Source organism: Mucilaginibacter sp. Mucisp86 (genome assembly GCF_047324315.1).
GTDB lineage: Bacteria > Bacteroidota > Bacteroidia > Sphingobacteriales > Sphingobacteriaceae > Mucilaginibacter.
On record NZ_CP168503.1, the window covers coordinates 1,253,921 to 1,266,693 of the forward strand.

Below are 12,773 nucleotides of genomic sequence, written 5' to 3' on the forward strand. Positions count from 1 at the left end.
TAAAAATATATAGTGTTTCAGTATTAACTATCTTGCCTCTAACTTATTGTGCACGAGGCATAAGCACTAATATATTCTTATTTATTTTTGTGAGATGAAGCAAATGTTTGTACAATGCTAAATCCGGTTTCATCAATAGCGTAAGTAAGCTTGTCAATTTTTGATGTAAACACGTTGTACATAACAATTGAAATAGCAGAAGTACTGATACCGAATGCAGTGTTGATCAAGGCTTCAGAAATGTGAGCTGATAGTTCAACCTGGTTAGGTACACCGGCTGTTGCTAATGAAGAGAACGCTTTGATCATACCCACAACCGTACCTAACAGACCGGTTAATGTACCGATAGATACCAAAGTAGCGATGATAGTTAAATTTTGCTCAAGCATTGGCATTTCCAAAGCAGTAGCCTCTTCAATATCTTTTTGGATAGCTAAAGTTTTTTGATCAACGTCAAGGTTTGGTTCAGCTTCCATTTCACCATATTTTTTCAATGCTGATTTGATAACGTTAGCAACAGAACCTTTTTGTTTGTCGCACTCTGCAGAAGCACCTGCAATGTTACCTGCATTTAAAAGAGCCTGGATTTTCCTTACGAAGCTGTCAACACTACCAGTACCTGAAGCTTTGCTGATAACGATGAAACGCTCGATAGAGAAAACGATAACCATTAATAAGAAGCCCATGATCACTGGTACGATAACACCACCACTGTGAACTGTTCCAAATATGTCTGTTGGATAAGCGTTAACATCACCACCTTTAAAGTGGCTTGGATCACCTAAAATGAATATAAAGATACAAGTTGTAACAATAAGACAAATTGGAATAGTTAAAGAAGCAAACATGCCCGATGCACTTGAGCTTTCTTTCTTAACAGGAGTAGTTGGTTTTGTTGGTGCGTTTGCCATTACTTTTGAATTTTTAGTTTTTGTTTTTGTTTATTTTATAAGTTAGTTAAAATGCGCTGTTTGTTGGGAATAACAAAAATAGAATTTTATTGAATTAAAAAAACCATTTATGTTATTCTTTACAATTTTTTAATACAGAATATCATTCTGTGTATTGTTGGTGTTTATAAACGCAACAATACAAATTTATTGTGTGTTACCAACACAATTATTTGCAATGAAAACCATTTTTTTTAAAAATAGCAAGTGATAACATATAAAATTTGTGTTACCAAGCTAAAATCAGGTGTTTTTTTTCAAAGTTTATAAAAAGCTGCATGTTACATTTAACTACAATGCAAGCTTTGTAACATATAGTTGCACACTTTGTTTAAAAACGCTCCTTTCAAATAATTCTGTTAAACTACGGTTTATAATGTTTAGTTAATACTACCCGCCTGCTTTTTTGGCTTTATAGCCATCTGCCTGCAGTAAAATTAACACTTTGTCCCTAAAATCGCCCTGGATCAGGACCTCGCCGTCCTTAACAGAACCTCCAACCCCGCATTTGGATTTCAGTTTTTTCCCTACGGCTTCCAGGTCGGCATCCGCGCCGATAAAGCCCGAAATACGCGTAACCAGTTTGCTACCGCCCTTACGGTCAAGGTATATTTTAAGGTTTTGTTGCTGTGGCGGTAGGGTATCCTGCTCTCCCCCACCGTTTTCCTGGTATTGAAAATCCGGATCAGTTGAGTAAACTACGCCGGTAAAATTTTTCTTAGCCATATTGATCAGTTTTTAAATGACGGGCCAACTATAACTCTTAATGAATTGGGCAGTATATTGATATCTATTCCTGTACCGGCTACCTGGGGTTCACCATCCAGGTGGATAGGGCCGGTATGTTCTCTTTTTATCAGGATCTGTTTGCCGCGAATAATTTCTACATACTTTGAACTTTCAGTTGCCTTAACCAGCATACGCATGCTCATTTCCGGAAATCTCCACAACGGGAAAGGCTTAATCACACAAACATCCAGCAAACCATCCTGCAGACTTGCCTTGGGCGATATGTGCACATTATTACCGTATTGCGACGAATTTGCAATACTGAGCATAAATGCTTTGTAATCATATTTTTTTCCGTCGATATCTATATGATAGTTTTGCGACTGATAGCCAACCACTTCTTTTATCGACGATTTGATATAACTGATAAAGCCACGTTTTTTGCCGTGCGAAAAAATCTCGCTGATGTGGGCATCAAACCCCATCCCCGCCATGTTAAAAAATGGCTGCCCGTTAATCCTGGCCGAATCAATAATTTCGGTACGGCCTGATGCCAGGTTTTTGATAGCACTCTTTGTATCCATCGGAATACCCAAAAACCTCGAAAGCCCATTGCCCGAGCCAAATGGCACTATTCCAAGCGAGGTATCAGTATCAACAATAGCCGAAGCTACTTCATTAACCGTACCATCGCCGCCAACCGCAACCACTATATCAAATTTCCCTACTGCTTCGGATGCGATAACCCTTGCATGTGCCACGCCATCACTAAAAGCTATAACCGGCTCCATTACACCGGCATCAATAGTATCTTTAATCAGTTCAGGCACCCCGTCCTTCTTCTTCCCGCCCGAAATTGGGTTTATTATAAATAACGCTTTCCGTTTCAACTATATATATTATTTCAATCGTCAAAAGTAAATGTATTTTCGGCTTTGTGAAATTTGTTTTATTTTTACCGCCCGAATGTGGACTGATTTAATGCTCCTTTTTGCAATGGAGCCGGATTGCAACCACGTAAAAAAGTGCTAAAACCATGCTTCTTTTTACCACTCGATCCGTCTTAAGCCCCTCCCAGTCGATTTTAATTTTACTTATTTAAATTTTATGTCATATTTATTTACTTCAGAGTCCGTATCAGAAGGTCACCCGGATAAAGTAGCTGATCAGATCTCGGACGCGCTGATTGATCATTTCTTGGCATTTGATGCCGAATCGAAAGTTGCCTGCGAAACGCTGGTAACCACAGGCCAGGTTATTTTAGCCGGCGAAGTAAAATCAAAAGCCTATCTGGATGTACAGAAGATTGCCCGCGAGGTGATCAACAAAATTGGGTACACCAAAGGCGAATATATGTTTGACGGCAGTTCATGTGGTGTGTTATCGGCCATCCACGAGCAATCGCCTGATATCAACCAGGGGGTTGACCGCACCGCCAAAGAAGAGCAGGGTGCCGGCGACCAGGGCATGATGTTTGGTTATGCTACCGTTGAAACCGATAACTATATGCCGCTTGCCCTTGATATTGCCCACGCCTTATTAATTGAGCTTGCAGCCATCCGCCGCGAAAACAACGAGATCAAATACCTTCGCCCGGATGCAAAATCGCAGGTTACTTTGGAGTATAGCGACGATAACAAACCACAACGTATTGATGCCATTGTTATATCAACCCAGCACGATGATTTTGACCACGAGCCTGCCATGCTGGCTAAAATCAAAGCTGATATCATCAGCATCCTGATCCCACGTGTTGAAGCTAAATATCCTAAATACGCGCACTTTTTTAACGACGATATTAAGTACCATATCAACCCAACCGGTAAATTTGTTATTGGCGGACCGCATGGTGATACCGGCTTAACCGGTCGTAAAATTATTGTGGATACCTACGGTGGTAAAGGTGCTCACGGCGGTGGCGCTTTCTCAGGTAAAGACCCTTCAAAAGTTGACCGCTCGGCTGCTTACGCTACCCGTCACATTGCCAAGAACCTGGTAGCTGCCGGTTTGTGCGATGAGGTGCTTGTACAGGTATCATACGCTATCGGTGTGGCGCAGCCAATGGGCATTTATGTAAACACTTACGGCACTGCCAAGGTTGACCTGCATGACGGCGAGATCGCTAAAAAAGTGGAAGGCATTTTTAACATGACCCCATACGCCATCGAAACCCGTTTCAAACTGCGTAACCCCATTTACAGCGAAACCGCAGCTTACGGCCACTTCGGCAGACCAAATGAAGTTGTGACCAAAACTTTTGTTGGCCACGATGGCAGCAAGCTTGAGCGCGAAGTTGAACTGTTTACCTGGGAAAAACTTGATTACGTTGACCAGGTTAAAACAGCATTCGGTTTGTAATTAGTTACACCTATTTATATAAGAATAAGACAATAGCGATGGGGTTACCTGTCGCTATTGTTGTTTAACCTCACCCCGGCCCTCTCCAAAGGAGAGGGAGCTCTTTTTTTTCTTAAAGTCCTCTCCTTTGGAGAGGATTTAGGTGAGGCTATAAGTGCGTTTTTTAAAAGCCCTCCCCTCCGGGGAGGGTTGGGAGGGGTTTCCTTATTAAATTATAAATACATACATTTATCACCCAAAATCCCCCGAGCCTGTTAATGCCTGCTAATACCCGGAACGCCGTAACCGCTATCATTTATTTTGCTGTGTCAGTTATGATAACAGCATGGTTCATTGAACAAAAGTTTGGCTATGTGGTTATACCCGATATTATATTGCTATCCAACATTGTTGCAGCCATAAAATGGGTGATTATCACCATTGCCGCAATGGTTTTGCTTAAAGAGAACAAATGGATATTTATCAGGCGTATAGCGTTTGCCTGCCTGGCCGGAAGCTGCACCATGTTTTCAACTTACGCATTTAGGTTTTTACCTGTCAGCAGTTGGCAGCAATTTACTTATGCGTTAACATTTGCACTGCTGGTGATGACTGTGCTCTTTTTTAAGGCTGTTACCGATACCCGGCTTTCGGTTAAATGGTTTGCAGCGTGGCTGGCTATCGTGATCATAAGCGTAATACTTCAAATTAAAGTAGTATTCCATTTGCACCCATCATTTGTAACAAATGAGGTGTCCCAATTTTTTGATTCCCGAAAAAAAAGTGAAATAGCCTGATGGCTCTTTTTCTTAAAAATCACAGGTGTTCCATTTTTTGAGCGTTAAAACGCGGGACAGGCATTTTATGAAACATGCTAAAAATCAACAGATTATCATTTTTAGCGAAACATCATTAAATATCTGACTATCAGCAATTAAACCTTTCACGAGTGAATTTCATGATCTATTACGCCAATAGTTTAACCTGATTTTACGACAGGCATTTTCCGCAATTTTCTGTTATTTTTTCTAATTTTTTTATGGCTACCCCGATTATTCATCGGGGGTACTGACAAAACAGTGCCACCATTATTGCAAACTGTTACCGGTAAATTTGAACCTCACCCAACCCTCTCCAAAGGAGAGGGCTTACGAAAATCCTTCCGGGTGACACTTGTTAAGTCAATAGTCCTTAGTATTAAGTCAATAGTATTAAGTCTGAAGTCTTTTTTTGCTTCTGTACCTGGCACTTATGACTTTGGCCTAAAGACTAAGCCTCAATTTATCGATGACATAATACTATGATTGAAAAAAATGGAAGACCACTGGTTGTGGAAATGATCCGCACCAATGTGCGCGATGCGGCGCGCAGAGACGCTAAAAAAGGAATCCGCCCAAGGGTTTATGATCCGGATGGCATCCCCGATCTGTTCATTATTCACCAAGCCAGTGCGTGGATGGAGATGGAACGCGGGCACCAGACACCACACATGCTGTTTGGCGAGTTTTGGCTCGAGGGCGAGCTGTGCATCCTGTTTGCCGATACCAATATGGGCAAAAGCCTGCTGGCCGTGCAACTGGGCGATAGCATTGCCCGCGGCGAAGCCATTACACCTTTTAAAATGGATGCCGAACCCAACCCCGTACTATACATTGATTTTGAGCTGAGCGGCAAACAGTTTGAACAGCGCTACACCGACGGCGGCAGCACCCACACTTTTCACGAAAATTTTTACCGCGGCGAATTTAACCAGATGACCGGTCTGCCGCATGATTTTAAAACTTTTGACGAGTTCATCACCCACGGTCTTAGTCGCGCCATTAAACGTACCGATGCCAGGGTACTCATTATTGATAACATCACCTGCCTGCGCAACGGCACCGAGCGCAGCAGCCAGGCCCTCTCGCTCATGAAACAGCTTAAGCTGCTCAAAACCCGCCACGGCCTCAGCATCCTGGTACTGGCCCATACCCCCAAACGCAATCCGGCCCTGCCCATCACCCGCAACGACCTGCAAGGCAGCAAAATGCTCATCAACTTTGCCGACAGCGCCTTCGCCATGGCCGAAAGCCAGACACTACCCGGCTACCGCTATCTTAAACAGGTAAAACAACGCAGCACCGCCGAAATGTATGGTAGCCATAACGTATGCCTCGGCAAACTGGAAAGGCAAAACGGCTTTTTAAAATTTGTATTTTCCCATACCGATAACGAGGTTAAACACCTGCGCCGCTACAGCCAAATCGAACGGCAACGCCGGGCAGCAGATGTACTCGCGCTTCACAAACAGGGTTTGAGCCAAAGGCAGATTGCCGGCAGGTTGGAGATGAGTTTATCGGCGGTGAATAGGGTGTTGGGGGTTGCGGGGGGATGAGACACATTTGCTACCGCGAGCGTCCTCGGTTGTGGGCTTCATGCTAAGTTATGCGAGCGGCTTTTCACATAGCAGACCTAAACGCGGGCCACAAGCGAGGACGCTTGCGGCAGCAGGGTTGAGATGTGAGGTACTCGTGACTCTTCTACTAACTGATGATGCATTTAGCAAAAGTTACGAGTACGCCGATGCTGGTATGTTAGAGGTTTAAACTTTCCTCAGTCACTCTACTATAACATCTACCATTCTGGTTTTTTTATTTTTTAACCCGGTCATAAGACCGGGATTTTTTTCTTTGTATTATCGCTTTGACTTCCAATCTTCAACTATTGCATTTTTTAATTCCTCATCATTAGCTTTTACTATAAACGTATTGTTTTTAAAATCAAAAACAATATCACCTTTCGTATCCGATAGTTTTTTTCTCAAATCAGGGTCTATAGTGTCAAGCATGTGTTTCCTCACTATATCATTGATAAGAAGGGCTAAGTCGTCTTTGGTTTCAGTAATTGGTATCATAGCTTATAAAATTATTTACAGTCTCAAATATACTAATGGATTTGAGGTAAATTGTAATTTATGGCAACCAAAGAAAGGCAAATTTTTATTACTGAATTGGTGGGTAAGGCACTAAATGAAGATGCTAAATCTGTATCATTTGACTGGCTCGTAAATAAACACCATCAACCCCATTTTCAAAGCTCTTACAACATAATTTGTGATATATATTCCTCAATGGGTGGGATGAACCCTGATAAGAGAATTACAAAACTTTCACCTGATGCCTATTTTGCAGGGGAATACAATTTCCTGTTTGAATTTGATGAATTGCAACACTTCACAACAGCTAGGCTAAACACCTTTGCTTATTATCCAAAAGGATTAAAACTGAACTATTCTATAGAGGACTGGGTGTGGTTTTGTAATCTCTATTCTCATAAAGCTGATAGATACCGTTATAAGAAAACATGTGCAGATTTTGATTTTGAGGGTGGGCGAACTTGTGGTAGAGCTTACTTTGATTGCTTTAGAGATTTGTTACCGCAATATCAGGGGATAAACCCAACATTAAGAATAGCAGAGTTTGAGGTTGCGGATATAACGTCTATTAACACCGCAAGCATTGATAAGATTAAAAGGTTGCTTGATAGCAAATTGAAATACTTTTATAAACGATAGTGATTTATATTTGTGGTCACCAAACTTATTACACAATGAAAAAACCTATACTTATTCTCATTATTGTTTTAATTGCTTCGTTTGCTCGCGCACAATCAAATGAAGTTCCTGCACTAACCAGTCCCAACAATGAAAATGTTATCTACCGAATATTCCCTACAACAAACATTTATAACCTGATTAAACTGGATACACGCAACGGTAAAATGTGGAAAGTTCAATGGAATGCTGAAACTGAAAAACGATTTACATCCGATATAAATTCAACTCCTTTCGTCGCCAAAGATGATGAAAAGAATGGTAGGTTTATTTTACAAGCAACTCCAAATATCTTCACTTTTATATTGCTTGACCAAATTGATGGTAGAACATGGGAAGTCCATTGGTCAAATGACCCTGAAAAGAGAGGTGTTATAGCTATAAATTAATCTGCTAATCAGAAATCTATATGAATTTGTTTCAATCCTATTTGCTGACTGAAAACAACAGTCTTTTTGAAATTCCCGTTTACCGAACATCAACTGAGAAATTTGAAGAAACTTTAGATAAGAAAGTTGCAGATTGGACATCTTTAAATCCAGTTTCAGCAGATGAAGCCTTTTTTGGTAAAAAGTTAGCAGAAGAAAAGTTTGAGGCTAGAAGACAATGGTATAAAAGTCATATTGGTTACCCATGGAAATTTAATGAAATTGTAGGGTATGTGCTTTTGAATTTAGATGGACAAATATTCACCGGGGAACTATTCTTGAATGAAAAGAAACGAACTGTTCAAAATTCAAAAGGTAAGATAGTTTACAAAACAGAGGCATTTCGGTTTGATGTAAACCCAACCATAACGGATAAGGAAATTTTTGATACAATTCTGGTTGAACTAAAATCATTAAATAAAAAAGGGGTTACCAAAGGGCGATACATTGACACCAATAGATTTGAAACAGTTGGTAAGTTTATCAATTGGCGAGACCTGTTTAGCGAACTTAATAATTAATAACGACAGATAAATGAATTTTAAATAAAGATGGGACTATTTAGTAGAAAGGAAAAGCGGAAACCTCAAACTGTTGACATTGAAAATGAAATAAATCGGATAGCTAAATGTATGTATGATTATGAGGGTAAAATAGAAAGCGTAGTTGTAGATAAAATCTTCATATCAGAGCGAGATTATCAAATGATATGGAAAGGGATTTGTAAAGTTATAGCAGAGGTTGTTGAGGAACAAGGGCAGGGTTTAGCTTCAACGGAAACCTTTAAAGTTATATCTAAGGGTCAAAATATTGCAAATCGCATTATTGATAAACTATATGAGATAGACTGGAATTATTAAAACCTATTCCTAAAATAAAGAAAATAATCCGTAGCAGACTATTTAAAATAACTAATTCAACCATGAAAAAAGTAATAATAATATTAGTGGCATTAGCATCATTTATAGCAGCAAAGGCACAAACTACGTCTGTGTTTAATGCAAAAGATACTACCGCTACGTACAATAATCGCACATATAAAAAAGGTCAATTAATTACTATGGGCTACGGTTCGGGCGCCGACAAGGATTTTAAGTATGTAGAAGTTAAAAATTGGGGCAAGTTTGACGGTGGTGTTGGTGTCGTAGGTGCGGAATACGCTAAATTTAAGTTCATCATTAATAATATAACTGTTAATGGTTACGGGCAAATTACATTGTGGGCACATCCCGACTGGATACAGTATGTTAAAAATAACTCTGGTGATTATATAGCATTAGGTGAGAAAGAAATAAAGAATACCGCTTTAAGCTTAATATTAGAAACAGCGGTAGATAATAAAGAAATTATTGAACAACCTATAGAAAAACTGCCAGTAAAAAAGATAGTTAATAAAAACACTAAACGTTCTTAGAACCTGTCTACATTATAAGAGAAAAAACAATCTACCTTAAATATTATCTTTGGTTTTAAATAATATAAAAATGACAAACACCGATTTATCCGTATGCTTTAAATTTTTATTGAATAAAAGCCAATGTGTTTTTATGACATCTGATATACAGGCATTACGTGACAATATATTGCACGAAAGCGAATTATATCCTACAATGACGTTTGTGTATGATGGAATAAAATACAGACTGAAAGAGGAACAAAACTTTGATGGCTTTACTAATATGAGTAGAACTGTAAGCGACCCAGATAGCATGGTAGGTAAACCTAACCAATATTCGTTTGTATTAAATTTTTATATAGAAAAAGTATAAGGACGGATTTAAGATTTAAAAAGAAAGGGTGGCTTTCGCTACCCTTCGCTGGCGCACGCGTGTCGCGTGTGCCCCGCATGCTAAGTAGCACGCAATTCTTCATCGCTATGTCTTTCATACTTAGCAACACGTCATATCTCATTAAGTCATATCTTATTAAACTTTATACCTTTTCATTGAGGATACAAGCGACACGCGTGCACCAGCGTTCAGTACATATACTAAATCTAACCCACCCAAAAAGGCTAACCATCTCTGATCAGCCTTTTCACATAATTACCCTGTTTAACCTATTACATTTAACATTCATTTTCATTTGTACTGTGCGCAACAAAAAAACCGCATAATGCACTTGCGCTTAATGCTATTAATAACGTAATCATAGTGTTTAATTTTTAGGTGAATAATTAATTAATACTATAATTAGTACGTATAAAACATGCTTTAGTTTTATCAAATAGCCGTTTCCCGATAACAAAAAGGCACTTTTGCAATTATTATTTCTTTTAGATTAAAAAATTAGGATATTATTATTAATAACCTTAAACAAGCACCAAAATCAAAATAACTTCACACTTATTTGTGCAGTAAATTACAGTGTATTTAAAGCTTTATACAGATCTTTTGCATTAGCAACCGTATTATGCATGTTATCCAGCTTCATTACCTTTTGTAGAAAGTCCTGGATTTTAGCTTTATTGGCTTTCAAAACATTACCATGCATATTTTGCAGTACAACTACGGTATTAAAAATGCCATTGGTATTATTCATATTTTGTGATGCATAATCAATGAGTTGCGGTACTATGCTTGAGGTTTTATACCAGTTCACCATAATATCATTGGCGCTGTTTGTGCGGGTTGAGGCGTTATCTGAAAACAAACCTGCTACCAGTTTTACCTGCGTGCTGTCAAACGCGCTTTGATACTTTTTGGTATTTGCAGGATCAGATGCAATAGCCGTTTTTAAAAGCTCGGGAGCCTCATTCGGCAGTACTTCGGTGATAACTTTGGCTGCATAAACACGCTTTTGCGGATCGGGGTTGTTTACCATAATTTCCAGCAGCGGGGTGATAAATTTATAGGTTTCCAGTCGCTGGCTTTGTATGGATAGCTGCATTTGCTGCTGATACTGCTGATTGGCGAGCACATCATGATCGCGCGATTGCTCCATATCCTGCTTTTTTATGGCCTGCGAAAACCAATAGCCCGATGCGGTAATAGCCAGCGGCAAAAAGATGGACGAAAAAAACTTGAGCCAGAAATCCTTTTTCTTATCCTCGTCCGAAGTTTCTTTAAGCTTGGCCAGCTCTTTTCTAAGGCCATCTATCTCTGTTGTTAACTGTTCTGAAGTCATAGGTAAGGTTTATTTTAGAACATTAAAGAAAACAGGTATAAATATAAATCATTAATTAATAAGACAGTAACGAATACGCTTTTCGTCACGTTTAAAAACCTGATGTACAAGCCATCAACAAAAATCCTATCTTTAAAACAGTTAAATTCCCCTGAACTTATCTGCCTTTATGGAACCTATTGCACAAGCCCAAACTATTGATCAAATTATTGAACAGTTAGAAGCCATTATTGCCGACGCCATAAAAACCGACAGCAGGGCCGGGTATTTTGCAGCGCTGTATCATAAGGTTACCTGCAAGGTAAGAGAAGGCATCCAAAACGGCGAGTTTGAAAACCCCACCCGTATGGAGCAACTGGATGTGATTTTCGCTAACAGGTATATTGCGGCCTACCGTAGCTGGCAGCAAAAGCAACCCTGTTCTAATTGCTGGCAGCTTGCTTTCGGCATTTTTAGCAAATCGTCAAAACTGGTATTACAGCACCTGCTCATCGGCATGAACGCGCATATCAACCTTGATTTGGGTGTTGCCGTTGTAGAAGTAGCCCGTAAGCTCAATCAGCCGCTAAGCGAAGTGCATAAAGATTTTAATTCCATCAACACCATACTTTCGGCACTTACCTACGAGGTGATCAGCGAGCTGAACCAGATCTCACCCTTGTTATCACTGGCAGGCCTGCATGCGCAAAATAATTCCATCCTCATTCAGTTTGCCCTGAGCAATGCCCGCGACGGCGCCTGGTGCTTTGCCGAAGACCTGTTTACCCGTACCGGGGATGCCTATCCTAAACAAATAGCCAGCAGGGATAATGATATCAACAAACTGGGTTTAGGGATTGTTAACCCGGTAGGCATGCTGCGTTTTACGGTATGGGTAATCCACCTGTTCGAAAAGCGGGACCCATCCAAAATAACCGAGATCCTGAGCACTTACAAAAAGGCTTATCTAAAGGTGAATTAAATTAGTCTGGGCAAAAGTTGAGCTATTAAAATTCCGACCACTAAAAACCACAAGAATAAAAAATATCCGCCTGAAATAGCGATCGTTACGAAAACAACCAGCCGTAGATCATTTTAATTAAATATATTGCAGTGTATTTAAATCCTTATCACAAAAATGAATAAAACCCTGCTTCTGTGCGCATGCGCATTGATATTTTTCGGTTGCGGCAGCAAAAACAACAATCCAACTCCCTCAAAACCCGATTTCAAAACCCTTATTATTGGCAAATGGGGAAACGCAAAAGATACCATCCGCGAGTATACCAACGATAAACTTACCAAAACACATATAACAAATGCCCAGGGTGATTCTTACGATTTTAAAGCCGATGGAACCGGGATTGAAAAATGGACCACTTTGACAATACCCTATACTTATATTTTGAGTGACAAAACACTATCCTTCCACACATTTTCTGTTAAAGATGGGGCCGCTACCTACCCTGGAAACGATTTTTCGTTTGAAATAAAATCACTTACGACTAATGAACTGATTTTGTTTTACCAAAATGTTGACGTTGATTCGAAAGGCAATGTCTATAAAGAAGTCGAGATTGATCATTATTTTAAACTTAGCAATTAAACAATTCTAATGCCTGGTACACAAGG

16 protein-coding genes are annotated in these 12,773 nt (G+C 39.7%); 11 read left to right on the forward strand and 5 right to left on the reverse strand.

The annotated features are described in order from the left end of the window. Positions 1–77: 77 nt before the first annotated feature. From ACEN9X_RS05085 to ACEN9X_RS05095, 3 genes are all read right to left on the reverse strand, one after another. Positions 78–911, reverse strand: a complete 834-nt coding sequence (locus ACEN9X_RS05085; protein WP_274986920.1) for a MotA/TolQ/ExbB proton channel family protein — start codon at positions 909–911, stop codon at positions 78–80. Positions 912–1,340: 429 nt separating this feature from the next. Next, positions 1,341–1,676 (reverse strand): translation initiation factor, encoded by a 336-nt coding sequence (locus ACEN9X_RS05090; protein ID WP_413669375.1) that lies wholly within the window; start codon positions 1,674–1,676, stop codon positions 1,341–1,343. A gap of 5 nt (positions 1,677–1,681) precedes the next feature. After that, a complete protein-coding gene (locus ACEN9X_RS05095; RefSeq protein ID WP_413669376.1) occupies positions 1,682–2,569 on the reverse strand; it encodes a diacylglycerol/lipid kinase family protein in 888 nt (295 codons plus the stop codon). A gap of 217 nt (positions 2,570–2,786) precedes the next feature. Here ACEN9X_RS05095 and metK point away from each other — a divergent pair, with 217 nt between their 5' ends. The 3 genes from metK to ACEN9X_RS05110 all read left to right on the forward strand — a co-directional run bounded on the left by metK (position 2,787) and on the right by ACEN9X_RS05110 (position 6,390). Next, complete coding sequence (gene metK, locus ACEN9X_RS05100) at positions 2,787–4,037, forward strand: methionine adenosyltransferase (protein WP_413669377.1); 1,251 nt, start codon at positions 2,787–2,789, stop codon at positions 4,035–4,037. Between the two features lie 257 nt (positions 4,038–4,294). Continuing rightward, positions 4,295–4,813, forward strand: coding sequence for a hypothetical protein (locus ACEN9X_RS05105; RefSeq protein WP_413669378.1), 519 nt, complete (start codon positions 4,295–4,297; stop codon positions 4,811–4,813). 503 nt (positions 4,814–5,316) lie between these two features. Next, a complete protein-coding gene (locus tag ACEN9X_RS05110) occupies positions 5,317–6,390 on the forward strand; it encodes an AAA family ATPase (RefSeq protein ID WP_413669379.1) in 1,074 nt (357 codons plus the stop codon). Positions 6,391–6,690: 300 nt separating this feature from the next. Here the strand turns inward: ACEN9X_RS05110 and ACEN9X_RS05115 are convergent, their stop codons facing one another. Next, positions 6,691–6,909, reverse strand: coding sequence for a hypothetical protein (locus tag ACEN9X_RS05115; protein WP_413669380.1), 219 nt, complete (start codon positions 6,907–6,909; stop codon positions 6,691–6,693). A gap of 60 nt (positions 6,910–6,969) precedes the next feature. On the opposite strand from ACEN9X_RS05115, the gene ACEN9X_RS05120 reads away from it, so the two are divergent. From ACEN9X_RS05120 to ACEN9X_RS05145, 6 genes are all read left to right on the forward strand, one after another. Beyond that, positions 6,970–7,569: a hypothetical protein gene (locus tag ACEN9X_RS05120; RefSeq protein WP_413669381.1), complete on the forward strand. Its 600-nt coding sequence runs from the start codon at positions 6,970–6,972 to the stop codon at positions 7,567–7,569. 35 nt (positions 7,570–7,604) lie between these two features. Further along, positions 7,605–7,997 carry a hypothetical protein gene (locus ACEN9X_RS05125; protein WP_413669382.1) on the forward strand — a complete coding sequence of 131 codons (393 nt, stop codon included), beginning with the start codon at positions 7,605–7,607 and terminating at the stop codon, positions 7,995–7,997. A gap of 20 nt (positions 7,998–8,017) precedes the next feature. Further along, positions 8,018–8,557 carry a hypothetical protein gene (locus tag ACEN9X_RS05130; protein ID WP_413669383.1) on the forward strand — a complete coding sequence of 180 codons (540 nt, stop codon included), beginning with the start codon at positions 8,018–8,020 and terminating at the stop codon, positions 8,555–8,557. A 30-nt stretch (positions 8,558–8,587) separates the two neighbouring features. Continuing rightward, positions 8,588–8,896, forward strand: coding sequence for a hypothetical protein (locus tag ACEN9X_RS05135; RefSeq protein WP_413669384.1), 309 nt, complete (start codon positions 8,588–8,590; stop codon positions 8,894–8,896). Between the two features lie 62 nt (positions 8,897–8,958). Beyond that, the gene (locus tag ACEN9X_RS05140) at positions 8,959–9,450 is read left to right on the forward strand and encodes a hypothetical protein (RefSeq protein WP_413669385.1); all 492 of its coding nucleotides are present in this window, start codon (positions 8,959–8,961) and stop codon (positions 9,448–9,450) included. Positions 9,451–9,520: 70 nt separating this feature from the next. Beyond that, the gene (locus tag ACEN9X_RS05145) at positions 9,521–9,805 is read left to right on the forward strand and encodes a hypothetical protein (protein WP_413669386.1); all 285 of its coding nucleotides are present in this window, start codon (positions 9,521–9,523) and stop codon (positions 9,803–9,805) included. 592 nt (positions 9,806–10,397) lie between these two features. Here ACEN9X_RS05145 and ACEN9X_RS05150 read toward each other — a convergent pair. After that, positions 10,398–11,162: a hypothetical protein gene (locus ACEN9X_RS05150; protein WP_413669387.1), complete on the reverse strand. Its 765-nt coding sequence runs from the start codon at positions 11,160–11,162 to the stop codon at positions 10,398–10,400. Positions 11,163–11,331: 169 nt separating this feature from the next. Here ACEN9X_RS05150 and ACEN9X_RS05155 point away from each other — a divergent pair, with 169 nt between their 5' ends. Continuing rightward, positions 11,332–12,123, forward strand: coding sequence for a DUF5995 family protein (locus ACEN9X_RS05155; protein WP_413669388.1), 792 nt, complete (start codon positions 11,332–11,334; stop codon positions 12,121–12,123). 156 nt (positions 12,124–12,279) lie between these two features. Further along, positions 12,280–12,747, forward strand: coding sequence for a hypothetical protein (locus ACEN9X_RS05160; protein WP_413669389.1), 468 nt, complete (start codon positions 12,280–12,282; stop codon positions 12,745–12,747). The last annotated feature ends 26 nt before the right edge of the window (positions 12,748–12,773 follow it).

Excerpts from the sequence above, each read along its gene's own strand:
- ACEN9X_RS05110 (WP_413669379.1), top strand. The coding sequence starts at position 5,317 with ATGATTGAAAAAAATGGAAGACCACTGGTTGTGGAAATGATCCGCACC.
- ACEN9X_RS05115 (WP_413669380.1), bottom strand. The coding sequence starts at position 6,909 with ATGATACCAATTACTGAAACCAAAGACGACTTAGCCCTTCTTATCAAT.
- ACEN9X_RS05085 (WP_274986920.1), bottom strand. The coding sequence starts at position 911 with ATGGCAAACGCACCAACAAAACCAACTACTCCTGTTAAGAAAGAAAGC.
- ACEN9X_RS05125 (WP_413669382.1), top strand. The coding sequence starts at position 7,605 with ATGAAAAAACCTATACTTATTCTCATTATTGTTTTAATTGCTTCGTTT.
- ACEN9X_RS05160 (WP_413669389.1), top strand. The coding sequence starts at position 12,280 with ATGAATAAAACCCTGCTTCTGTGCGCATGCGCATTGATATTTTTCGGT.
- ACEN9X_RS05105 (WP_413669378.1), top strand. The coding sequence starts at position 4,295 with ATGCCTGCTAATACCCGGAACGCCGTAACCGCTATCATTTATTTTGCT.
- metK (WP_413669377.1), top strand. The coding sequence starts at position 2,787 with ATGTCATATTTATTTACTTCAGAGTCCGTATCAGAAGGTCACCCGGAT.
- ACEN9X_RS05090 (WP_413669375.1), bottom strand. The coding sequence starts at position 1,676 with ATGGCTAAGAAAAATTTTACCGGCGTAGTTTACTCAACTGATCCGGAT.
- ACEN9X_RS05155 (WP_413669388.1), top strand. The coding sequence starts at position 11,332 with ATGGAACCTATTGCACAAGCCCAAACTATTGATCAAATTATTGAACAG.
- ACEN9X_RS05135 (WP_413669384.1), top strand. The coding sequence starts at position 8,588 with ATGGGACTATTTAGTAGAAAGGAAAAGCGGAAACCTCAAACTGTTGAC.
- ACEN9X_RS05130 (WP_413669383.1), top strand. The coding sequence starts at position 8,018 with ATGAATTTGTTTCAATCCTATTTGCTGACTGAAAACAACAGTCTTTTT.
- ACEN9X_RS05150 (WP_413669387.1), bottom strand. The coding sequence starts at position 11,162 with ATGACTTCAGAACAGTTAACAACAGAGATAGATGGCCTTAGAAAAGAG.
- ACEN9X_RS05120 (WP_413669381.1), top strand. The coding sequence starts at position 6,970 with ATGGCAACCAAAGAAAGGCAAATTTTTATTACTGAATTGGTGGGTAAG.
- ACEN9X_RS05140 (WP_413669385.1), top strand. The coding sequence starts at position 8,959 with ATGAAAAAAGTAATAATAATATTAGTGGCATTAGCATCATTTATAGCA.
- ACEN9X_RS05145 (WP_413669386.1), top strand. The coding sequence starts at position 9,521 with ATGACAAACACCGATTTATCCGTATGCTTTAAATTTTTATTGAATAAA.